The 25,121-nt window shown below is 47.8% G+C and carries 15 protein-coding genes; 5 read left to right on the top strand and 10 right to left on the bottom strand.

Going from position 1 to position 25,121, the window contains the following annotated elements:
• Window positions 1-205: 205 nt before the first annotated feature.
• The 3 genes from GK108_RS18245 to GK108_RS18235 form a co-directional block, all read right to left on the bottom strand.
• Window positions 206-1,735, bottom strand: coding sequence for a SusD/RagB family nutrient-binding outer membrane lipoprotein (locus GK108_RS18245; RefSeq protein WP_163951698.1), 1,530 nt, complete (start codon window positions 1,733-1,735; stop codon window positions 206-208).
• 33 nt (window positions 1,736-1,768) lie between these two features.
• The gene (locus GK108_RS18240; protein ID WP_163951696.1) at window positions 1,769-4,930 is read right to left on the bottom strand and encodes a SusC/RagA family TonB-linked outer membrane protein; all 3,162 of its coding nucleotides are present in this window, start codon (window positions 4,928-4,930) and stop codon (window positions 1,769-1,771) included.
• A gap of 731 nt (window positions 4,931-5,661) precedes the next feature.
• On the bottom strand, window positions 5,662-6,222 hold the full coding sequence (locus tag GK108_RS18235; RefSeq protein WP_163951693.1) for a hypothetical protein: 561 nt from the start codon (window positions 6,220-6,222) through the stop codon (window positions 5,662-5,664).
• A 201-nt stretch (window positions 6,223-6,423) separates the two neighbouring features.
• Between GK108_RS18235 and recQ the strand changes: the two genes are divergently transcribed.
• The 4 genes from recQ (at window position 6,424) to GK108_RS18215 (ending at window position 12,603) form a co-directional block, all read left to right on the top strand.
• The gene (recQ, locus tag GK108_RS18230; RefSeq protein ID WP_163951691.1) at window positions 6,424-8,553 is read left to right on the top strand and encodes a DNA helicase RecQ; all 2,130 of its coding nucleotides are present in this window, start codon (window positions 6,424-6,426) and stop codon (window positions 8,551-8,553) included.
• A 185-nt stretch (window positions 8,554-8,738) separates the two neighbouring features.
• Complete coding sequence (locus GK108_RS18225; RefSeq protein WP_163951689.1) at window positions 8,739-9,803, top strand: lytic transglycosylase domain-containing protein; 1,065 nt, start codon at window positions 8,739-8,741, stop codon at window positions 9,801-9,803.
• A gap of 179 nt (window positions 9,804-9,982) precedes the next feature.
• Complete coding sequence (locus GK108_RS18220) at window positions 9,983-11,215, top strand: lytic transglycosylase domain-containing protein (protein ID WP_163951687.1); 1,233 nt, start codon at window positions 9,983-9,985, stop codon at window positions 11,213-11,215.
• Window positions 11,216-11,367: 152 nt separating this feature from the next.
• A complete protein-coding gene (locus GK108_RS18215; RefSeq protein WP_246224964.1) occupies window positions 11,368-12,603 on the top strand; it encodes a lytic transglycosylase domain-containing protein in 1,236 nt (411 codons plus the stop codon).
• 1 nt (window position 12,604) lies between these two features.
• On the opposite strand, the gene GK108_RS18210 is transcribed toward GK108_RS18215, so the two are convergent.
• The 7 genes from GK108_RS18210 to GK108_RS18180 all read right to left on the bottom strand — a co-directional run bounded on the left by GK108_RS18210 (window position 12,605) and on the right by GK108_RS18180 (window position 23,267).
• Window positions 12,605-15,952, bottom strand: a complete 3,348-nt coding sequence (locus tag GK108_RS18210; protein ID WP_163951685.1) for a carboxypeptidase-like regulatory domain-containing protein — start codon at window positions 15,950-15,952, stop codon at window positions 12,605-12,607.
• A gap of 40 nt (window positions 15,953-15,992) precedes the next feature.
• Window positions 15,993-17,231: a DUF4249 domain-containing protein gene (locus GK108_RS18205; RefSeq protein WP_163951683.1), complete on the bottom strand. Its 1,239-nt coding sequence runs from the start codon at window positions 17,229-17,231 to the stop codon at window positions 15,993-15,995.
• Between the two features lie 54 nt (window positions 17,232-17,285).
• Window positions 17,286-18,347, bottom strand: a complete 1,062-nt coding sequence (locus GK108_RS18200; protein WP_163951681.1) for a beta-alanine-activating enzyme beta-propeller domain-containing protein — start codon at window positions 18,345-18,347, stop codon at window positions 17,286-17,288.
• Between the two features lie 274 nt (window positions 18,348-18,621).
• Entirely contained in the window at window positions 18,622-19,935 is a 1,314-nt protein-coding gene (locus GK108_RS18195) for a cryptochrome/photolyase family protein (RefSeq protein ID WP_163951679.1), read from the bottom strand.
• A 110-nt stretch (window positions 19,936-20,045) separates the two neighbouring features.
• Complete coding sequence (locus GK108_RS18190; RefSeq protein ID WP_163951677.1) at window positions 20,046-20,393, bottom strand: hypothetical protein; 348 nt, start codon at window positions 20,391-20,393, stop codon at window positions 20,046-20,048.
• 383 nt (window positions 20,394-20,776) lie between these two features.
• Window positions 20,777-23,038, bottom strand: coding sequence for a heavy metal translocating P-type ATPase (locus GK108_RS18185; RefSeq protein WP_163951675.1), 2,262 nt, complete (start codon window positions 23,036-23,038; stop codon window positions 20,777-20,779).
• A gap of 13 nt (window positions 23,039-23,051) precedes the next feature.
• Window positions 23,052-23,267, bottom strand: a complete 216-nt coding sequence (locus tag GK108_RS18180) for a heavy-metal-associated domain-containing protein (protein ID WP_163951673.1) — start codon at window positions 23,265-23,267, stop codon at window positions 23,052-23,054.
• 291 nt (window positions 23,268-23,558) lie between these two features.
• On the opposite strand from GK108_RS18180, the gene GK108_RS18175 reads away from it, so the two are divergent.
• A complete protein-coding gene (locus GK108_RS18175) occupies window positions 23,559-25,115 on the top strand; it encodes a sensor histidine kinase (protein ID WP_163951671.1) in 1,557 nt (518 codons plus the stop codon).
• The last annotated feature ends 6 nt before the right edge of the window (window positions 25,116-25,121 follow it).

Below are 25,121 nucleotides of genomic sequence, written 5' to 3'. Positions count from 1 at the left end.
TAAAACTTTCACCTCATCCTAAATTGAGAGATTTAGGGTGGCGTAAATACACTCATTTTCTTTAGGGACTAGTCACTAGCTCCAGAATCCAGAACCAATGACTAGTAACCCGTATCTCCGTAAATAGTCCGACGTTCAGTAGTTTAAGGATAGATGATGAAGTACAATTGAACACTCGGAAGCCAAACGCCGGACTATTTACGGGCTATCGGCGGGTATCCCAGAATACCCGGTCAAGCATAGAGGTTTTCTGAACCACATTCGGATTGTTACTAATCTCCGTCTGAGCGTAGAACAATACGTGTGGCACTTCGTCGTAAATCGCAAATGGGGTTTTTAGTGGCGTTAGCGCAGGATAACCTGTCCGACGGTAATCCGTCCAGGGCTCCATCAGTACGGCATGGTTTGCCACGTATTTCTCATTGATGATCTGTTCCAGCATTTGCGTCTGCGTACCCGTCAACGTACCGTTTGCAGTCAGATAGGTTGCTACGTCGGCAGCCGCAACGCCTGCGTCCGTCATCGATGCCCGAATTCCTGCCTCAAAGAAACTTTGTGCACTGCCGGCAGCTCCGTACATTAAAGCAGCTTCAGCGCGGATAAAGTTGTATTCAGCAAATGTTAGCAGGCGCGCGGGACCATTGCCACCATACGTAATGGCACCATCTCTCAGGCTACCATCCGCACTAATCAGCGACTGATTTACCGCCGACGGTGTTCCGTAGATATAGCGGTAATTGCGCGAATACGCTGCCGATGGATCAGGGTCGAGAGCGCTGGCTCCTTTGTAGGTTGCCGTAGCCGTATTGGCCGTATAGGGGAACGGTACGAAATAAGATGCCCGACGTGGATCAGCCTTCGAATTCATCAGGTTAACAATGAATCGGTTTGGAAAAAACTGATTCTTGAACTGACCATTTTCCATGCTATACAGCGGATTCTGCCGTTGCGACTCCGTCAGGAATCCCATCTGGAAGTTATCAGAAGGGCTTTCCATAAACTTAGCCCCACTGTTAATCAGTGCCGTAATCTGCTCTTTTGTGTAGGCCGGATCTTTAGCCGAGTAGTGCAGGAAAATCCGTAGCTTCAATGTATTGGCAAACTTGACCCACTGTGCCTGTGAAGCCGCCCAGGTACCACCTGCATAAATCGTAGTATTCACGTTTGGCGACATAGCCGAGGTCGTAGCGCCAACGTCCTTGATACCATCATCGATCAGCCGGATCAGGTCTTTATAAATCGCTTCGTCGTCGTCGAACTTAGGATAAAAGTTAGCACTGTGCTTCACAGCTTCAGTGTAGGGCACATCGCCCCAGGCATCAACTAAAATCTGATACACATACGCTTTCAGTATTTTGCCAACACCAGCGTAGTGAGGGCTTCCTTCTTTGGTAGCCTGCTCAATCATCAGTTCCGTATCGCTCAACGTAGTGGAGAAAATCCGAACCCACTGGTTGTTTACGTCGGAGTTGTTGATGTTGTAACGCTCGTACTCTTTGAACGTAGCGAAACCCGTATTAGGCCCCTGACCACTGAACTGCTGCACGAGCAAACTGGCGTAGCGGAAAAGATCACTGGCTCCCATATAGCCCACGTTGACCGTAACGGAGGGCAACAATTGCGATACCTGAACAGCCTGAATGTTGTTAGGATCACTGTTTACGTCCAGGAATTCACTACAGGAGCTAAGCGAAAGCCCCACAGCCAATACACTTGTATAAATTAATTTCTTCATGATATCAAGTTTTTTCAGGATAGTACGGTGCTGTTAGAACGTTGCGCGTAAGCTGCCACCAATCGTGCGGGCAGTCGGTGTAATACCAAACTCAAGACCACGTGCATTGCTAACACCCAGCAGGTTTTGCTCTGGATCAAGATCTGGATAGTTCGGCGCATAGATGAACAGGTTACGTCCGTATACCGACAATTGCAGGTTCTTGATGAATTTCGCTTTACCAAACCACTCCGTTGGGAACTTGTAGTTCAGCGTGGCTTCCCGCAGTTTCAGGAACGTAGCATCGAGTACGTACCCTTCCCAGGCAACGTATTTACCCTGCAGGCTGAAATACTGCTGCGCCGTAACAGCCGTCGTATTAGGCGTGCCATCCTCTTTCACACCTTCGAAGGTATAGGCCCGGTTCGGTGTGCCATCGGCGTTGAATCGGGGGAATTCAGCGGTTTCGGCCGAAACGCCATTGATCCGCAAATCACCGATAGTACGTGAAAGCTGATCGCCTTTATGCTTGTAATCGAACAGGAACGACAGGCTGAAGCCTTTGTAATTGAACGTATTGCTGAAACCAGCTGTGAACCGTGGGTTCGGGTTACCGACAGCCTGCACGTTTGTCGTTACCTTAGGCAAGCCGTTGGCTCCGATAATCATCCGGCCCTGTGCATCACGCTGATAGGCATTCGACCAGATTTGACCGTACTGCTGACCTGGAACCAGCTGAATGTTAGGTGAGGTAAATCCTCCAATGGAAATATTGCTTACACCCGGAGCTAATTCTTCTACGATTGACCGGAAGCTGGTGAAGTTAAGCGACGTTTCCCAGCTGAAGTTTTCTTTTTCAACGGGCGTTCCTGAAAGCAGGAATTCAACACCTTTCGTTGACAGTCTACCCGCATTCGTTACGAGGCTGGTGAACCCAGACGTAGACGGAACGGGAACCGAGAAAATCAGATTGCGGCTATCCCGACGGTAAACCGATCCATCGAAGGAAAGCCGTCCATTGAACAAAGTAAACTCGGCTCCTAATTCAATCTCACGTGTAAATTCTGGAGTCAGGTTAGGATTTCCCGTACCGTTGTCGTAGGTATAACCAGCCAGTCCGTTGAACGGGAAGCTAACGCCAGTTGAGCCAAGTCCATCACTAGCACTGGCCTGTCCGAAATAGGTATTGATAGCATAGGGGCTAGCGCCTTTACCAACTTCACCCATATTGGCCCGAATTTTAGCGGACGACAGCACTTTCGATTTAATGGACGGGAAAGCCTCTGTAGGTACAAAACTGACGGCCACCGCTGGATAGAAGATCGATTGTTTCCCTGGAGCCAGTGTTGATGAGAAGTCATTTCTAGCCTTTACGTTAAACGACAGCCAGGTTTTGTAATCCAGCACCACATCCCCAAAGAAACCAACTAAGCGCTGTTGCGTAATGCTCGATGTTGGGGCAAACGTCAGGAAGTTCTTAACATTATCGAATCCGGCCACAACAATGCCCCGGCCGATGTTTTGCAGCGAGCTGTTATAGTTAGACACAATCTCGTTACCTACCGTAGCCATCAACTGAAGGTCGTTGTTGATTTTCCGGTTGGCCGTTAACGTAAAGTATGAGTTCAGGTTACGCGTAATGTCAGTACGATCCAACACACCACCAGCCCCGGCCGACGTCGTGTTGGCATTACTACGTACTCCTTTGTCATCAAAGCCTTTTGTACTGAACGTAAATACGTCGGTACCTACTTTCAAATCGGCCTGCAACCAGCTTAGAATATCGTACTTCAGGTTAATATTTCCGAAGAAGCGGTTTGTTTCCTGGTGGTTTTTGATGTGCTCAATTGACCAGTATGGCTGATCTTCGGCGGCAAACCAAAGCTGGTTGCCAGCGGCATCCTGATAGGGCTTGTTGGTCAGGTCATAGCTCCGGGGCGCATAAATACCGCGCCACAGCGGGTTAGACCCCTGGTTACCCGATTGCGTCCGATCCGATATATTGTTGGTATACGTGAACGACGTTCCAACCCGAAACTTATCCGTTAACTGAGTGCTGGCATTTACCGACAGGTTATTCCGGTTCAGTTTATTATTAGGTACCAGCGCTGTTTCTATCGAATTGCCGTACGACACCCGATAGTCGAATTTATCCGTAGCGCCCGAGAAGCCAATGTTGTTTTGCGACGAAATCGAGTTTTGTAGAATATCACGAACATTGTCTGGATAAGCCTGTAGTTGCTCCTGTTGGCCAAACCAGTTCGTAACGGTCTGTCCCTGAATCAGTGGCCCCCAAGATCCTGCTACGTTGTTTGCATAGTTTCCGTTACTTCCCTGCGCGTATTGGTTCTGGAATTTGGGGAAACGGCTTATGGTTCCAACAGCCGTGTTCGTTGAAAATGTGATCTGGCGGTTGGTACCTTTTTTACCTTTCTTGGTCGTGATCAGAATAGCGCCCGAAGCCGCTCTTGAGCCATACAGTACGGTAGCAGCAGCGCCTTTCAGAACGCTTACGTTTTCAATATCCTGTGGATTTATATCCGAAATACGGCTGGAATTCACTACGCCCGTATTCACTGAGTTGCTACCGCCCGAATTATCCAGTGGAATACCATCCACTACGTAGAGCGGCTGGTTGCTGCCCGTAAAGGTTGAAAACCCACGAATCGTTACGTTCGATCCAGCAAAACCACCACCAGCACCCGTAACCTGTACACCCGCTACCTTACCAGCCAGCGAGTTGGTAACATCGGTAGTAGGCGATTTGGTAATCTGCTCAGCTTTAACTTCACTCAGGCCATAGCCCAGTGTTTTCCGGTCACGTGTGATACCAAATGATGTGACAACGATTTCGCTTAGTTGTTGGGCATCGGCCTCCATCGCAATGGTTAAGGATGTACGGCCATTTAACTTGATCTCCTGCGAGATATACCCGATATAACTCACGACCAGAGTCGCTTCTTCGGGTACGCGAATTCTAAACTTACCATTCGCGTCGGTAATTGTTCCGACATTAGAACTGCCTTTCAACAAGACAGAAGCACCCGGAAGTGGCGTGCCATCATCCTTAAATGTGACAACACCTGTCACATCCACATCGGCCATTCGGGAAAAAGAGGGTACAGGACGGGCAAGTCCGCTGCTTTCGGTGAGTAAGCAGACAAATGCGATGACGAATGCCATGTATCCTCGCATTACAGTTAGAGATTGTTTCATATATGTGGGCGCAGTTTATTGATTAAGTAAATTCACGAAAAAGAGCAGCATGCATTTGCCTTATTATTCTACTAGAGCAAATCGGGTAATTACAGCACGAATGGTTGGTTTATAATAAAAAGGATCTATATCATATCGCGTTCGATATACAAAAGCCGTGAGCTATATTCTCGCATATCGTTCAACATATCCATTACAAAAGCCGCGTAGAATGGGGTGTGATAGCCTACCATTTTTGAACGATCTGAATCGTATCAAGCCTGGTTTGTCAGTAAAGTAAATAAAAAGAAAAGATAGGTTTTGAGGGGGAAAACGGGAGAAGAACGATTCGACTAATATTTATTTATTAACGGACAATTTTAGCCAAGTCCAATATTAAAATCCGTAAATTCCATAAAACGAAGAATATAACACGTATTAGTAGAAGTAACTCTTCTATTTTATTCGACAATTTTCAAAAAACGCAGTTATAACCTCATAATCAGCTTATTAACCTACGAAAATTAGCTTTGATATTCTTTTTCAAACAATAAATAATACAATTTTTATCCTCTAACAAATCTTACTTAAGTATAAATACCAATCCTAATGATCATGCTGCCTCTATAAGCAAAATCGCTTGTTTTTACACTTCGATACGTGTAAAAACAAGCGATTTTGCGAGCCACCTGTGAACAATCAGCAAGATAGTTACTAGTATGAATTAAGTGGCTCTTATAGCCCTCTATTCATCAATCTTTCACGCTGCTCAAATACGTCTTGTTACCGTTTTTATTGATATAGTATTTACCACCGCGAGGTCCCGTATAAACAGTGGCTCCGCCGGGCCCTTTCATGCTTTTGTCGACTGGTGCCTTGTAGTCGGCGGGCGTAGCTTTTTCCTCTTTGGGCAACTTAGCCATCTTTTCGTCGGCCTTTTTCGCCGACTTGCTCATTTTATCATCTTTCAGACCAGCCACTTCTGCTTTCTCAGCCTTTTTCTCTACTTTCTTTGCTTCCTTATCAGCTGTTTTGTCAGCTTCCTCTGCTTTAGCTGCTTTTTTCTCCGCTTTGGCTGCTCTGACCTTGGCCATCCGCTCGTCCATAGCTGCTTTTTTAGCCGCATCGTCGGTAGACTTTGTTGCTTCCTTCGCAGCCTTTGCTTCCGCTTTAGCGACTTTCTTCTCCTCCTTCTCGGTACTTTTTATTTCTTTCTTAGCTTTATTTTTGCTGCCTTTATCGTCCTGAGCTACACTCGTAAAAGCAACGAACAAACCAAGCGCAAGGCTTAGTATCGCTTGTGTTTTCTTCATGATTAACAAATTGGTTTATTTGGTTAAGGTAATAAGACGTAATGAGTAGGCTAAAATCACGCTTTTTGTGACGGAAAGCTGTTAATTTTTTCTTAAATTTGAAAGAAAGACACTAGCCCGTTAGCTAATGGCAAACTAGGCTTATATCGTCTACCATAAACGTCTTGTGCATCTGACGTTTTCTTTGCTCGTGATTATCCAATGACCAGTGCTGCCCCGATACGTTCTCAAAATCCTGTCGATTATCTCAAACGCTATTATGGCTATGATCGCTTCCGGCCCATGCAGGAAGATATCATCCAATCGGTGTTGAGTGGGCGCGATACGTTGGTTCTGATGCCAACTGGTGGCGGAAAATCGGTTTGTTTTCAGATTCCGGCCATCATGCTTCCGGGCATAACCATTGTTGTGTCGCCCTTGATTGCGCTGATGAAAGATCAGGTTGGTGCGCTGCACCTGAACGGCATTTCGGCGGCTTATTACAACAGCACACAAACTGGGCGAGAGCAACGTAACATTGAAGAGGATTGCCTGAGCGGGAAACTAAAACTACTGTATATCTCGCCGGAAAAACTACTAACGGAGTCTTTTCTCAGTTTTCTCAAACGGATCAATATCTCTCTGTTCGCGATCGACGAAGCGCACTGTATCTCGTCGTGGGGGCATGATTTCCGACCAGAATACACGCAGCTAAACATACTAAAGGAGGCATTTCCAAGTATTCCGACCGTAGCGTTGACAGCCACTGCTGATAAACTGACCCGGCAGGATATTGCCCAACGGCTCGGCATGAGCGATCCGGCTATTTTTGTAGCCTCTTTCAACCGAACCAACCTGAGTTTGCAGGTGCTTCCCGGCCAGAATCGGATTCAGCAGATCTTTAAATTACTGCAACAAAAACCCGATACATCGGGCATCATTTACTGTCTGAGTCGCAAATCGACGGAATCGCTGGCGAGCAAATTACAGGAAAAAGGCTTTAATGCGGCTTTCTATCACGCCGGAATGGATCCTAACGAACGCTCACGCATTCAGGAAGCGTTTTTACGTGATGATGTACGTATCATGTGCGCAACCATCGCTTTTGGGATGGGCATCGACAAATCGAACGTCCGTTGGGTGATCCATTATAACATGCCCAAAAACATTGAGGGCTTTTATCAGGAAATCGGGCGGGCAGGCCGCGATGGTGCAGCTGCCCAGACGGTCCTGTTTTACAGCTTCGCGGATGTGGCTACGTACAAAGAAATGCTGGCCGAAAACAGTCCGGCTAATCTTGGGCTTCAGTTGGCCAAGCTGGAGCGAATGCAGCAATATGCCGATGCCCATACCTGCCGTCGTCAGATACTTCTTTCCTATTTCTCGGAAGAACTGCCCGAACCCTGTGGGAACTGCGACGTGTGCCGCGATCCGCGTGTTACGTTCGACGGAACCATTATTGCCCAGAAAGCGCTGTCGGCTATGGTCCGGACTGGCGAGCGAGTTCCCATGAACCTTCTGATCGATATTTTGCGGGGGTCACGTAGCCAGCAGGTTCTTCAGGGTGGCTATGATCAGATTAAAACTTACGGCGCCGGTCGTGATCTCCGCTTTGAAGACTGGCGTAACTACCTTCACCAGTTAATCAACGTTGGCGTTATTGAAATTGCTTACGATCAGCACTACGCTCTTCGACGGGGGATTCTTGCCGACCAGGTACTGTATGGTGGCCGCCGGATTGATCTGGTACGCCCCGACGATGCACCGAAACCCGTTGTGGAGAAAACGAAAACAAAATCCGAAACCAATCGCGACGAATTATTTGAACGGCTACGCGTGCTCCGCAAAGCCATTGCCGACGAGCAGAATGTTCCGCCCTACGTTGTTTTCACCGACACTACGTTAGAAGATATGGCCCGTCAAAAGCCGGTTACGCCCGATGCGCTACGTAACGTGAGCGGGGTTGGCGAACGTAAATTACAGCTCTTTGGGAAGCAGTTCCTGGACGAAATTGTCGGCTACGTTCGGGGACGCGTACAGGCAGGCGAAAAACCCAAAGGATCAACCCAACTTGTTACATTCGATCTCTACAATACGGGTATGACCATTGAGGAGATTGCCGCCGAGCGAAAGCTTACACCAGGGTCAATTGCCGGTCATTTGGTCCAGTTGGCCAAAGCCGGATACGACATCGATCTGGAAGCTCTGATTAGCCCTGAAGACCGATACGAAATTGAAAAGGCAATTAACGTAATAGGTCTCGAAGAAGGTCGACTAAAACCACTATTTGACTATCTGGGCGGTCGGTACGATTACGCCAAACTAGCCTTGGTGGCGGGAATTATGGGATGATAAAATCCTAATTCTACCCTTCCCGTTGGATAATTCCCAGAATCATTATTTGGTCCATACCAAAAGCCCGGTTATCTTCGTATTCTGTTTCTGAATAAGCCCGCTACTTCGGTACGGGTTTTTTCGTCTCATGTCTCACAACAAATACCGTTATTTTGATTAAAGAAGTAATTATTTCACTGCTCATGGCAGCCGTCAGACCGGCGCTTGGGCTCTCCCTTCCGGGAGCCGACACCAGTCGGTCGCTTCTATCGTCAAATGGACTGGACAGCCCCACGCTGATGGTAGTTGACTCATCAAAACGAGTCTTCCCTATCTATTTCTGTGGCGAAGAAGTACCCGTTCATGAACCGCGTGTCTCGCGTCGCTGGATGCAAACCTTACGAACCTATGGCGCTCAGGAAGAATGCCTGTTTGACTTACGGAGCCGAGCGTCCACGTTCTTTCCCATTATCGACCCGATCCTCCGCAAGTACAAAATTCCTCGCGATTTTCGGTTCATGCCATTAGCCGAAAGTGCTTTAGTCAACGACTGCGTATCGCGCCGAGGAGCGTCTGGCTACTGGCAACTCATGCCCGAAACCGCCCGCGAACTGGGTCTGACGGTGAATAAAAAGGTTGACGAACGAAACAACCTCGAAAAAGCGACTATAGCTGTCTGTCGATATCTCCACCAGTTATATGGTCAGTTAGGTTCCTGGACACTCGTAGCCGCTGCCTATAACGGCGGCATTACGCACGTTCAGAACAAAATGCAGCAACAAGGCCATTCGAACTATTATCGGTTACGCCTTCACCGGGAAACGAGCCACTATTTGTTTCGGATTCTGGCCTATAAAGAACTCTTGAGTAACCCACGTCAGTACGCGCTTTTGCTACGTACCTCAACCATTGAGCAACTGGTAAAACCACTGCCAAGCTGGAATAAACCACTGGCGCTGCCGAAAAAAATTAAGGATGCTCCAACCGTTGAGCTAGTCGATGCCGACTATGCCGACCCTACCTGGGGCCCCCGCCCCAACGTACTGCTGACCAAGGCACCGTCTGATACGCAACAGTTTATTGCCACGGCTGCTTCAACAAAAAAAGCAGTGAACATGCCTAACGCTGATCTGGAAAAGCAGGCCTCAGCGTTGCCCATTAAGAAATTGATGATGGGACTTATGGTGCTACGTTTTCGGCGTCCCCGCATTTTGAAATTGAAAAAAGGTGAAGGTATCCGTCCGCTACACTTCTGGGACTGGATTTAGCCCTATTTTTTACGATAGAAGGTCTCGCTTTAGAAATTTCTAAAGGCGAGACCTTTTGTCTATTTATAGCCCGCTCGCTTAAAACAGGTCTCAAAAATACTTTTAGTAGCCTGTTACCCAAGATTAAACTTGTCGTCAAAGTATGTAGAACCTAAAGATGAAAAATACTCACCGTATTAATGAACGTAGTAGTATCAATACCGTTACTCGTTGGCTTAATTATTTCGGCAATTCAACCGGCCTCGTTTCTCCAATCAACATCGGCTCACTCTATAGGTCCTGAATCCGCCAATTATTTTTTCATCCCCAACCTAACACCGGTGCTTCCTCCGGTCTATTTCTGTGGCGAATCGGTCCCACTTCATGAAGAAGCGGTAGCCCGGCGTCTGGTTTCAGCGTTGGTTACGAATACGCATAAAAACCAGGCTTTATATCGGATACGGCAACGAGCCGCTACGTTCTTCCCAGTTATTGAACCTATTCTCGCTCGTCATCGCATTCCATCCGATTTTAAATATTTACCCTTAGTAGAGAGTGCCCTTACAGGGCTTGCTGTATCACCTAAAGGAGCCGCTGGCTATTGGCAGTTTATGCCCGAAACGGCCCGGGAGCTAGGGTTAACCATCAGACGAGGTCAGGACGACCGGCAAAACCTGGTCAAGTCGACGGAAGCCGCCTGCCGTTATCTTAACTATCTCTACGCACGATTAGGCTCCTGGACCTTAGCCGCAGCGGCCTATAACAATGGCATCGGCGCGTTGCTCGGGAATATCAAACGGCAACAGCAATGGGATTACTACTACCTGCGACTTAATGCCGAAACGGGTAAATATCTATATCGGATTCTGGCGTTCAAAGAGCTTTTCTCCAACTACCGCAGCTACGGAAACATTATACCCAGTCAGGCATTGGCTTATCTAAGCCAACCAATCGATTCAGAATCGTTTAGTGAGGACGACGACGTCATTCTACCTGAAATTTTAGTCGACGAAGCCACTGAATCAGCCATACAGTCCTCCAATCAGGAAGTACGGGTGGCCAGTAGCAATCGAGTGGACGACATTCCTCTACCAAACGCAGCCGACGTATTTAAGGGTGGCATTAAAGCCAAACTGATGCATTTCAGCGGGCTACAGCGCGGTCAGGTCTGGACTTTCCATCTTACCCGCGATGGATTTGCGGGCGAACAGGATGTGGAAGAAGGCGATGTGCTGTATGCCATTGTTGAGGATATTGATTCACAAACGGGTAAACTATACCTCCGAACGGACAAACTGTATTCGGCCGGCGACAAGCATACGTATCATCTTACCCTGGCCGCTGTCGATGCCTCTACGGGGCGGGTGGGCATCAAATTACCAGAAGTCGATCAGCTCAAAGCAGGTTGGATACTGACCTGGAAAGCCCTGTAAGCACAATTGAGGTCTACTACGTTCGCGCTTTACGGCACTGAGTCCAGGTTCTTACTCCATCTGCCACTGGCTAATCTTTAGTAACCTATTCGCTCCGAACTAAACCCTCTGGCATTATTGTTGTCTATTGGCTGAATCATCGATTCCTGGTTTTGAACAAGGTCTTACAACTCGCTACGTTACTGATTTGCACTGGTTTATTCCCAAAACCGATGGCCAACGCCCAGAAACAACTGGCCGTTGGCAAGGTAAAAAGCGTACGCCCGACGACACCGAAAACGCGCCCATTACCTGGCCCTACCCGACTTCATTTCTGCGGTGAAATAGTCCCAACCGAACAAGGGGACGTATCGACAAAATTAGCATTGGCCCTAGCGAGCAGTTCTGGATATAGCAGGCATGTTAACGGTCTAAAAGCTCGTTCAGCCCCTTATTTTGCTGTAATAGAACCGATACTGAGCAAACACGGCATTCCCAACGATTTCAAATACCTGCCCCTGATCGAAAGCGCCTGGCAGGCTAATGCAGTATCGTCGGCAGGGGCCATTGGCTATTGGCAATTTATGGATGACACCGCCCAGGACATGGGTCTCTCGATCAAGCCAGGCAACGATGAACGAACCGATCTGCGTAAATCGACCGAAGCCGCCTGCCGTTACCTTCGCTTTTTACATCAGAAACTTGGCTCCTGGACCCTCGTAGCAGCCGCTTATAACGGCGGAGTTGGCATGGTTCAACGTAAAATTAATCGGGTTGGTCATCGTGATTATTACACCATGACCATGAACGCCGAAACCGGTTATTATCTATACCGGATTCTGGCCATGAAAGAGTTGTTTACCAATCCGATGTATGCCGTGTCGATGGGTGCGCTGATCGCTTCCGGAAACGCTTACGAGCAGGAGCGTGAGCAGGCTCGCCGAATGGGATGGCTGCAGGACGAAGAGCCAGAACTGACAGGAACACCCATTGAATCACTGTCGGAGGCAACCGGTATTCACAGCCGAAGCGAAGCCGTTGTAATGGATAGCGTATTAACCGAACTACTAAAGAATAAGTCGTTCAGTACGCCTATTTTCGTTGGTGATCTATCGGCTCGGCTAACGCGGGCGGGTCAGCTCAAAGTTGGACAAAGCTGGACGTTTACGCTAGCCGAAGATGTCCAGATCGGCGATGATGAGTTCAAAACCGGCGATGTTTTATATGCCATCATCGACGACATCGATACGCAAGGCAACCTTTTCTTCCGGGCGACAAAAGTTGTTTCAACCCAAACGAAACTACCAACTTCTGTTACGTTAATTGGTATGAACCCGGCAACAGGTCTGGCCGGAATTCCCCGCCCAAAAGTTGTCAAGCCCGGCTGGGTTGTGCAGTGGAAACTGTGACTTATTTAAACACGAAGTTGTAGGACAGTGATGCTATTGGTGCCGCAAAGATCTGTAGCATATAAGCATTAGTTTTTCCGCTTTCTGTTTTAAAGAAAATCGAATAGGCGTTTTTCCGGGCATACAAATTATAGACTGTAAATGCCCAACGGCCTTCCCAGCGTCGGTTACGCATACTAGGATTGTAGATGTTCCAGGTAAAGTCGAGTCTATGGTAAGCCGGTAAGCGTTCGTTATTGCGGAGTCCGTAATAGGGATATTGCACGCCTTCGATGGTTACGTAGCCTGTAGGCGATGAATAAGGCCGTCCAGTGCTGTAAGAAAAGGTAAAGCCGAAACTGTTATGACGGTCTACATCAATAGTCATGTTGGCATTGACCGTATGAGGGCGATCATAAATGGCTCGGTACCAATTGCCATTATTTACATTCTGTTCCACCGTTGCCCCTTCATATACCTGGTTAAACGTTCGGGCATACGTATAATTCAACCAGCCCGTCAGCTCTCCTTTTTTCTTTGACAGCATGGTTTCAACCCCATACGCCTTGCTTTTTCCCTGGAGCAACTGGGTTTCGGGGTAAGGCTGTAATAGAAAATCAGCTCCGGGACGATAGTCAATAATATGTTGCGTTGATCGCCAGTACCCTTCCAGGGTCAACTCATAAATATTGTCCTTCATGGTCAGGAAATAGCCAGCAGTCAATAATTGACTAACCTGTGGCTTAATAAAGGGATCAGACGTTTTCCAGCGCGAGGTTGGCAGTGGCGTAGCGGTATTGGTAACGACCTGCAGATACTGCCGCATCAGATTATACCCGAATTTCAGCGAAGCATTAGGGCCGAGCGAATAGCGAATACCCAGTCGTGGTTCAAAACCGCCATACTGCTGCGTAATCTGCCCTGCACCATATTGAATCGAGTCAATCACCGAAAATTCGTCGCGCGTTTCACCCGGCCTATATCGTCTGACTAAAAGCGGACCCAACGATAAAAAATGAGAATAGCGCAGCCCCACTGAAACGGCCAGTTTGTCGCCCAGACTCCGCTCATAATCGGCATACAGAGCCAGTTCCAACGCGTTTTCGGTAGGCGTTGTTACGTAATTGACACTTTCGCTTTGGCCGGGCAGCAACGTTCCTGGCTCTACCCGGTAATGCGTTCCACTAACACCCAGTTCCAGCTTCTGATTATTCAGTTGATAATTCAGGCTTGATTTCACCTGCCGCTGCAGAACCGATGACCGCAATGTTACGACGTTGCCACTTAATTCGGGCGATAAAATCCGTGGAACATAGTGAACATACGTACCGGTTGTTTGTAGATTGAGTCGTGGAGAAATCGACCGGAACCAGCGAGCCATCAGATTAAGTGTCTGGTGATCGTAGCGAGTTGCGGTTCCGTTGACATTGGGAAGATTAGCTAACAAATCGGTCTGAAAAGCATCTTTACTGGTGTACCCCATGAACGTCATTGTATTTTTATCATCCATCCGCCAGAAGGCTTTCAAGACAACATCACCGAATTTAGCCTTGATATTGGCCAGCTTATCGCTGATAACAGGCAATAGAAAATCGTTGAACGCCCCGCGTCCCGATACCAGTACACCCAGCTTTCCCTTCACAATGGGTATATCGGCGGTGAGCTTATTGGACACTACGCTGACTCCTCCCGACAGGCTGAACTGCTCCAGATTGGGATTACGTAATGATACGTCCAGCACGGAGGCTGCCCGCCCCCCAAATCGAGCCGGTACGTTTCCCTTGTATAGATCAACTGTACTGAGCACGTCGGAAGGGAATACCGAAAACAGCCCAAACATATGGGTTGGGTTGAAAATAGGCGTTTCGTCCAGCAAGATCAGGTTCTGATCAGTGGTGCCACCCCGAATATTAACCCCATTCGATGCTTCGCCAACGCTTGATACGCCCGGCAACATTTGCAAACCTCGCAGCAGATCTACTTCTCCCAGCACCGCCGGCAATTTTTTCAGTGCGTTAACATTCAACTGATTGACGCCCAGAATAGGCTGCCGAACCGTTTGATCGAATCCTTTGGTAGTTACCACAACTTCTTCGAGCTGACTCGCTACGGACACCATGGCTACGTTGACAGTTATTGGTTCACTTCGTACTTGAAAAATCTTCCGCACGGGTGTATAGCCAATGATTCTGGCAACCAGTAAATGCTCGCCAGGCGGCAAGTCGATGGAGTAATATCCCTTGCTATCCGTAGTGGTGCCCGTTAAACTTTTGCGATAATCGATTACGATAGCAGCTCCCGCCAACGGCTGACCAGTAGCGGAATCCCGAACGACCCCACTGATCCGGAATCCGCTAGCCTGATTTAAGGAAGGCTGTTTTTTCCGAAATACGACAGGCTCAGATTGGGTGACGGGCGCTTTAGCAACAGACGTTTTCACGACTGTCGTTGCCTCGTTTGTAGCCAACGTTTTTTCTGGCACTACGGTTTGGGCCTGGCTCTGCCCGGCAGTTGGTAGGGCTCGGTCTAGGTATCCCTGCGTACGTAGCCAGTTGACCAACTGATTGATCCAGATCGTCCAGGATTCACCAGACTGATCGATGGTTTTTCCATTCCCACCAGCGGCATAAATGTGTAATTCGGCCGAGCGACCTGCTTTAATCCAATGCTGATATAATTGCGTATGCTGAATGGCAGCCTGCTGCGTGTCTCCCGTTGTGATAACAACCCATAACGCGGGTGCATCAGGAGGCACCACGAGCGTTGATACTGATTGATTAGCAGTGTTAACCGAGGCTACAAAATCAGGCCGGCTAGCTGCTACGTATCGCTGGGCTAGTTGCAATACCAATTCCCCGCCAGCACCAAAACCGAGTAAGCCAATACGGGTAGTTTGTATTTTCAACCCTGTCGCATGCTGCCGAAGATATTCGATCGCCCGCGGGCCATCTTCAAGAGCCTGGGAAGCGGCACTCAGCGAATCGGCCTTACCTGTTCCTGAAAGACTTTGCTGTAGCGCTTTATGTTTTACTATGAATGCAGCGATCCCCGTATCAACTAGTCTTTTTGCTACGTTCAGGCTCAGGCTATCAATCGTCTGGCTTTTTAAATTGTTATCCGGAAAGATCAGAACAGCGGTTCCGGTGGCTTTTTTAGAATCAGGCAAAAAGGCCGTCAGCGTAGAGTCGTTCAACAGATAACTTAGCTTTCCCAGGCTATCGATACGTATCGCTACTTCCGATCCTCCCTTTTCCGAACCCAAAGCCCTCTCTTTATACAATCGGGTACTAGTCTGCGAATAAGCCGACACACCCGCCAACAAGCTTAGCCAAAGCAAAAGGATATTTTTTCCCATGTATAGCTGGTTCATAGGTAGATTTAAGGTTTCACGATTGCCATAATGGACCTATTTAATCATTCCAACCGGGGGGTAATTGATCCGTACGATTGCGGTTGGGCACACAAATGGACGACGTAGAGGCCCCTCCGAATGGACTAGGATTACCCGGCAATGATGATTCCAGATTTGGATAGCGACCATTTGTGGCATAAAATAACCCCTGAAAAATACCTGTCGTAACATCCTGTCGACCAATCTTATGTCGGCTCACCGATACCGAAGCCGCCGAAAAGTACCCGACCACATTCTCCGCTGAATTAGACAGGTTACGTATGTTTCCAACAATAGGTGCTGGTGGCGAATCAGCCAGTGTTCCCGTATTCTGCGTCTGATCGGCAAACAGTTTGTAGTAGCGATAGGCATTAGGCGATAAGGACAACAGCTCCACGACAATCAATGCCGGGTCGCGCTGATAAATAGGAACGCTGGCAACTTTATGGCCAACCTGTAGCTGCCCATTGCTGTATACGTCCGAAAAAACATCAATGTCGGTGCTATAAAAAATATCCCAGCAAAGGCCACGACACGGATAGTCAAACATATTAAATGTGCTTAACGTCGTATCCCGAACACAGCCAAGCACATTAATTGGGCCGCTTCCAACGGGCCCAATATCAACAGCCACGTACCTGCCCTGCTGGCAACTGGCACACCAGACTTGTGTTTCATAGAGCCGCCATCTCCATAAATAGAAGTTACGTTCCCCACCAGGGTCCTGCAAATCAACGTATACGTCATTCGCTGGTACGGCTAAGCCGTTTGCGTTTTTCTTGGGTCCTTCCGGATTAAATTGATCATAGGTTTTGGCGATGGATGGCACAGAAACCATTGTTTCTGTCGATGACTCATAGGTAGTGCCATCAGGAGTCTGAAACCGCAGTTGGTACGTACTCCCCACTTTCCCCTGAAAACCATCGGGAAAATTGTATATACCTGGCTGTTTTTCGAGCAGTCTGATCTGTTCAGTCCCATTAACCACCACCACCACAGAAGCACCCTGGATTGGCGTACTCACACTAGCACTGTCGGAGGAGGAGCGGGAACGGCTCAAACTGATTGTTTGAGGCTCGGCAAGATCAGTTACTATACCGCTCACAACAACCAGGTTCGCATTTAATGACAGAGTAGGGTCATAGGCTTCAATACACCCCTGCAAAACGACAACCATTCCCAAAAGAATGTACCAGCGACCATATGTAAGCTTTTGCCAAACGGTCTGATCAACTAAAGCTAGCCAGTTCTCCATCATAAACTATCGTAAACTCTATTCTACAGAAAGACTAAGCCACCTGTATTAACTGATTTATTTTCCGCCACCACTAATTGTTGGATACATACCGATTGTAGCATTCTTTTGGGCAATGACCGGACTGGACACGACAACATTGCCCGTACGAAACTTCCACCGAAGGCGACCCGTAGTTGCCTGTAACGCATATACGTTAAAGTCATTACTCCCTACGTAAACAGATCCATTCGTAACAACCGGCGTCGAGTAAATATCATAGTCTGTTGCGAATCGCCAGCGCTCCTGCCCCGTGGCGGCATCGATCGCATAAAGATTATGGTCTCGGCTGGCCTGATATACCATGCCATTGGCTACAACTGGGCTGGCGTACAATACATTATTTGTCTTAAATGCCCACCGCTGACTTCCCGTAGCGGCATCCAACGCATAGAGCTTACCATCCTGACTCCCCACATACACAACACCGCTGGCAACAACCGGACTGGCATCTACTCCACCACCCGTTGTAAATGCCCATCGCATTTTACCGGTGGCGGCCTCAATAGCATATAGTTTCTTATCCTGGCTTCCTACATAGACAACACCGTTAGCCACAATCGGACTCGACAAAATATAGGTTTGTGTCTTAAACTGCCACCGTAATACACCAGTAGTCGCATCAACAGCATATAGAAAATTATTCTGACTCCCGACGTATACCATACCATTAGCCACAGTAGGGCTGGAATAAAGGCCAAGTGGAGCAGTAAATACCCAAATCAATCCGCCAATTGTGGCATCAATGGCATAGAGTTTACCATCCTGACTCCCTACATAGACAATACCATTGGCAACAGTCGGGCTGGAATACACGATACCTCCCGTCCGAAACCTCCATCGCTCCTTGCCAGTACTGGCATCAATGGCATAGAGATGATTGTCATTACTACCAACATAAATCATTCCGTAGGCAACAACCGGGCTAGATTGTATAGACGTATCAGCCTGGAATGACCATCGTTGTGTTCCGGTAGTAGTGTCGAGCGCGTAGAGATGATTATCAAAACTGGCTACATAGATGAGCGGCTCCGTGACAGACACCGATGGCGGCTTAGTCACGGTTGACGATGTTGGCATCGTTACAATTGACGTAACCCCCGACGTAACAGATTCATCACAACCTGACAGCCCCCAAAGTAGACCTATACATACAACCCAAACTCCTATTAACCGAAGCACAGGGCAGACTAAGAGCATATAATGGCGTCTTTTCGTACAAATAATTATCAAGATTAAGCAATTTATCTTAAATCTAGATTAAATCTGTTTGCATGAAGACGTCAACAATGGCGGAGCGCTCCATCATTCTGGCCCAAATTGCGATGACAACACGTGTAACGACCAGACTCTCTTAGCCTTTAGCCAATGCTTTGCGATAGGCATCGATAGCGCGTTGCCGGGCGAAAGTATGCTCAACGATTGGATGAGGATAGTCTTTACTATCGACTTCGGGCACCCATTTTCGGATGTACTCGCCTTTTGGGTCAAACTTTTTGGCTTGCAAGGTTGGGTTAAACACCCGAAAATACGGCGCGGCATCCGTTCCTGAGCCAGCCGCCCACTGCCAGCCGCCGTTGTTCGCCGACAGGTCGTAGTCGCGAAGTTTTTTACCGAAATACGCTTCGCCCCATCGCCAGTCGATTAGCAGATGTTTACACAGAAAGCTGGCCGTAATCATCCGAACCCGGTTATGCATCCAGCCAATGCTATTAAGCTGCCGCATGCCCGCATCCACAATAGGGTAACCCGTTTCGCCACGGCACCATTTGTCAAACTCCTGCTCATTATTTCGCCATTCGATCCGGTCGTAATCGCGTCGAAACGACTCTTTTTCAACATGCGGAAAATGATCGAGCACCTGGAAGTAGAAATCGCGCCAGCATAACTCGTTCAGGAATGTTTTATCACTGGATTGTTGCGCCTGACGAGCCAGATCACGGATGCTGATTGTCCCGAATCGCAAATGGATGCTGAGTTCGCTCGTACTGTGTTTCAGAGCCGGTACGTCGCGCGTTTTTTTATAATTGTCCAGTAATTTATCGGATACCTTTCTTTCCGGAAAAGGGTTGCCTACCGCCTGGAAATCCATATCTTCCAGCGAAGGCATAGGCAACAGATCAGCCTTCCAAAGATGTTCGAAATAACGCTCTGTCGGATAAGCCTTTACGTAGAATGAAGTCAGCTTCTTATGCCAGGTGCGGCTGTAAGGTGTAAATACGGTGTATGACTTCCCAGTTTTCGTCAGGACCTCATCGCGTTCAAAAATCGTTTGGTCTTTGCTGGTGTGAAAGCCAATGCTACGTTCGGCCAGCAATTCGGCAACGGCCTTATCCCGATCCTTGGCATACACTTCATAGTCGTGGTTGGTGAATACATCGCCAATAGCATATTCTTTGATTAGCTCCTGCCACACATCAATTGGCTTTCCGTACCGAACGACGATCGCCGATCCCAGCTGACTTAACTCACTACGTAGTCGACTCACTTCCTCCACCAGAAATTCGACACGTCGGTCGCATCGATCCTCTAGTTGTTCCAGGATAAGCTGGTCGAAAATAAAAACGGGCAAAACAGGTCGGCCACTCTTCAGGGCGTGATACAAGGCAGCATTGTCGTGCAGACGCAGATCACGACGCAGCCAAACCAACGATAATGTTTCAGGCATAGTACGGAAAATAGACTGGGAGGCTAACTGGTAGTTTAGCCGAAATGTTCACTTACAAAAAAGCCAGCCAACCTGAGGGTTGACTGGCTGTAACTAAAACTTATAATCTATTACTCGGGCTGAAACCGAAGCCTCACCGTATGAAGCTCACTGGCATCAGTGCCATAGCCGTCCAGCTTTTTACCTGTTAACTGACGGAGTAATGCATTGTTGATCTGCTCATTCTGGCTAAACACCTCCAGCTGGCATAATTCGTTTTCTGCATTCACTCGAAACTGAATAACCACGACACCAGCACGCTGCGTTGGCTTAAGTGCGTCGGGGTAGGAAATGTACTTCGCTAACTGCTGCTCCATAGTAGCTTTAGGAGCTTTGGTTTTGCGGGTTTTGGTTGGCGTAGCGTAGGCTTGCACCGCCAGGAAGCCTACCAGCGTAAGAAGAAAAAAGGACTTTTTCATGACTTCGTTTTTTATGATTAATGAACAATGCCCAGTCGCCCAAATCCCTCTATCGAGTCGTAAGGACTAATGTTACTGTAATATTACTCAAATATTACCCAAATGTTACGTCGCTATAAAAACTTAATATTGGAACGTAACGCCCTGTCAGAACGCCCGGCACCAATAAGCCAGCAAATCACTAATAGTCAACATATTACAAATAATACGCACATACAAAGATGATTTTGACCATCACACCCAATGTTAAGCCAATGTTAACAATACGGATTTTATACGTAAACTCCCCCTGATCGATACGTCGTTTAAAGGCTATAGATAGGAAAACAAAAAGGGTCAGCCGAATTAAACAGCTGACCCTTTCCAATAAAAAAATAAACTTTTTAAAGATCCGTTACTCGCAAGCGTAAGCTATTTGTCACGACCGACACTGAACTCAATGCCATGGCAGCTCCGGCAATCATTGGATTGAGCAGGAAACCAAAGCCCGGATACAATACACCCGCAGCAATTGGGATTCCGACCAGGTTATAAATAAAGGCCCAGAACAAATTCTGACGTATCGTAGCAACCGTTTTTCGGGATAGCCGTAACGCTTTAGGAACACTCGTCAGATCAGATGTGATAAGCGTCATTTTCGCTACGTCCATAGCGATATCGGAGCCTTTCCCCATAGCGATGCTCACATCGGCCTGCGCCAGTGCTTCCGAATCGTTTATACCATCGCCTACCATTGCCACAACCTTGCCATTGGCCTGCAACTGTTTCACAAAGGAAGCTTTATCGGAAGGCAGCACATCGGCCTGAAAATGGCGGATACCCGTCTGGTGGGCTACAGCGGCAGCCGTTTGCGGGTTGTCGCCTGTCAGCATATAAACGTCTATACCCTGTTGATGCAGTTTATCAACGGCCTGGCGAGATGTTTGCTTAACCGGATCAGCAATGGCAATGATGGCCAGTATCTGCTCATTGCTGGCAAAAAAAACAACCGTTTTAGCCATCTCCCGTAGCCAATCGGCCTCTCTCTCAACCTGGTCGTTTAACGCTACGTTCTGCTTCTCAATCAATTTTCGATTACCGACAACATACGTAACGCCATCATATTGCGCTTGTACGCCATAGCCGGTGATACTCTCAAAGCTATTGACAGATGCAGCAGCAATACCCTTTTGCTTTATATGCTCGGTTACGGCCTCGGCCAGGGGGTGTTCTGATTGTGATTCCAGCGCATATAAAACGGATTCCAGCTGATTCTGCCCGTTGGGAATGCTTAACCAATGCAAATCCGTTACGACGGGCTTACCTTCGGTAATGGTTCCGGTTTTGTCGAGCACAACAGCATTTACTTTGTAGCCCAATTCCAGACTTTCTGCATCTTTGATCAGAATATTGTTCTCTGCTCCCTTGCCAACACCAACCATAATCGCCGTTGGCGTGGCCAATCCTAGTGCGCAGGGGCAGGCAATCACCAGAACCGTTACCGATGTGAGTAGAGCCGTTGTTAACGCGTTGGGGCCTCCTACAACCATCCACGTAATAAAGGTCAACACCGAAATACCCAGCACAACCGGCACAAAAATACCGGCAATTTTATCGACAAGTCGCTGAACAGGCGCTTTACTTCCCTGCGCTTCCTGTACCGTTTGAATGATACGTGCCAGTACGGTGTTGGCACCGACTTTTTCAGCCCGAAAACGAAAGCTCCCCTTCTGGTTGATCGTACCAGCAAATACAGCTCCGCCCATTGTTTTTTCGACCGGAATAGGCTCGCCACTAATCATACTCTCGTCGATGAATGACGATCCCATGACCACAACGCCATCGACCGGGATGCGCTCACCAGGCCGAACCAATACTATATTACCTGGTTGAACATCGGCAATGGGCAAATCACGTTCTGTTTCTCCATCAATGATACGTACTGTCTTGGGCTGTAACCCCATCAGCTTTTTAATCGCCGACGACGTAGTAGACTTAGCCCGTTCTTCCAGTAATTTCCCCAGGGAGATAAAGGCGATGATAACCGCAGCGGCCTCGAAATAAACGTGCGGGTGCTGCCCACGCATCATCCAGAAATGGGGATTGAACGTAGTAAAAGCACTAAACAAAAAGGCAATCCCTGTACTCAACGCCACCAGCGTATCCATGTTGGCATTGCCATGCCGAGCTTGCTTCCAGGCGTTTATGAAGTAAGACCGACCCAGCCAGAATATAACCGGCGCCGATAGAACCATCATGATATAGTTCCAGTAGCCTTCGGCCGAATCCATCACCGACATGCCAATCAACACAACTGGCACAGACAGGACAATGGCCAAAATCGTTCGCTTTTTCAGCGATTCGTAGTAGTCCCGCTGCGCTTCCTCCTGAACCTGCAACGGGTCTTCGGCATCAATGACAATATCATAACCGATTGAGCGAACAGCCGACTGTAGCTCCTGGGGCGATACGACTTTAGGGTTAAACTGCACCCAGGCATTTTGATTCGCATAATTAACGCCCGCATCACTCACTCCCGGCGTGTGTTTAAGCATCGACTCAACGCTGACTGCACAAGCCGCGCAGCTCATCTCCAGGACCGGATATGTCTTTTTGATGTCCGAAGCCGACGTTTTAGGCGTCGGTTCTCGGAAAATGGTGTCCATACCCACCTCACATTTAGTTTAAAAGTTCGGCTTGGTAGCCCGCCTTTTCGATAGACTGCTTAATTTCGGTAGCGGTAGCGGCCGACGTATCAGCGGTCAGGATTTTGTTAGGATCCTGAATATCTACCTGCCAGTGGCCCTCCCCTACTGTTTCGTTCAGAAACGGAGTAACCGTAGCAATACACCCACCACATTTGATATTTGTTTTAAACTTTACGGTCGTCTCCATAGTTGTAATTCTTTCCTACCTATTTACTACAAAGGTCTCTCGAATTCGAATCTGTTTTATTACAGAATTGCTGCCCACCTTTATAGAATAACCCCAAAGCAACAAATTCAGTTGCGCCTTTAGCTTTTGTACAACGGCTCCTCACGGTTTAGAAAATAGGGCTTACAGGCAAATTAGAAACCATTTTTCGCATTTTGTTTACCTATATCGGCAAATCCTGAAAACTAAAGGCTATGGAAATAGTTTACCTTCAAAAAGGTAAGCACCGTAAGCTCGTTAACTAACCTATTTATGAATGATTTATCCATGAACCCCACTGACGAATCGGCTATTTTCAGGGATGTATTCAATCTCGCTGACAGTGGTATAATGGTGTTTGAGTGGCCAGATTCAGCTAAGGGCGACATTGGTGATCTACGGCTGCTGCTGGCCAACCAATCGGCTCAAGCCATAACTGGTCTTACCGATTCAACATTACCCGATCAGGCACCAGCCCTGCTGTTTCCGTTGCTGACCGAAATTGAGCAAAATCTTCGTTACGTAGCTGAAACAGGAGAAAGTTATCAGACCGAACTGCTTTATCCCTCAACGAATCAGGAAAAGAGCACTTGGTATAACCTCTCAGCGCGTAAGCATGACAATAGTCTTGTTCTTTCGCTTACAGATATTAACGCGCTCAAGGCCGAATCAAACCTTGTCCAGGGCCTGCTATCGAGTTCGATTGACGCCATCATTGCTTACGAGGCTATGCGTGATGACGCGGGCAATATATATGACCTTCGCATTAAAGTAGCCAATGAAATAGCAGCCCGTACTGCTGGCATTCCGCTTGAAGAATTATTGAATAGCACGATAATTACGGAACTCCCTTCCATTGTTACATCGGGCTTGTTTGACCGCTATAAACACACGATTGAAACCGGAGAACCGCAGCAATTTGAATTTCAATACAATTTTGACAGTCAGGATAACTGGTATGAGATTATGACCAGTAAACTGAACGATGGATTGCTATTAACGTATCGGGATATTACGACGGCTAAACGGAACGAAAAGGATCTGCAGGAGTCAATCGAACGGTTAAAACAGTCGAATCAGAGTCTGGAGCAGTTCGCCTACATTGCCAGTCATGATTTACAGGAGCCTTTACGAAAAATTCAATCATTCGGCGACCTGTTACGTAAGCAGCAACAGGATAAACTCGACGAAGCCAGCCTTGATTTGGTCAATCGAATGCAGTCGGCCGCTCAACGAATGAATGTTCTTATTCACGATCTGCTGACATTTTCCCGATTGTCGTGGGAAAAGCTTCCCTTTAGAATTACGAACCTTCAGGACGTAATGAACGACGTAGTAGCTGATCTTGAAACCACTATCCGAACCAAACAGGCTGAACTGACAATTACATCCTTACCCACTATAATGGGTAATCCGGGCCAGCTACATCAGTTATTTCAAAACTTATTAAGTAATGCCCTCAAGTTTGTTCGGGCAGATATAAGGCCTACTATCGTAATCGATTGTAAGCAAGTAACGGGGCAGATTATTCCGTCTATTCTTGGTCAGCTCGTAACCTCACAGGATAAAGAACACACTTTCTACGCAATCAGTATTACCGATAACGGCATTGGATTTGACAGTAAATACGTTGATCGGATTTTCGCCGTTTTTCAGCGCCTGCACACCCGCAACGAATATCCCGGCACGGGAGTTGGGCTAAGCATTGTGCAGAAAGTAATTGAAAACCATCGGGGTTATATAAACGTAGAAAGTCAACCTGGCCACGGAGCAACATTCACGATCTATTTACGGGCAGGTATCGATGAGCAACCCACGCTAGACCTTTAGTACTGA

Source organism: Spirosoma terrae (genome assembly GCF_010435915.1).
Taxonomy (GTDB): domain Bacteria; phylum Bacteroidota; class Bacteroidia; order Cytophagales; family Spirosomataceae; genus Spirosoma; species Spirosoma terrae.
The sequence above is the reverse complement of the archived record's forward strand: the minus strand, read 5'-3'. Positions and strand labels throughout refer to the sequence as shown.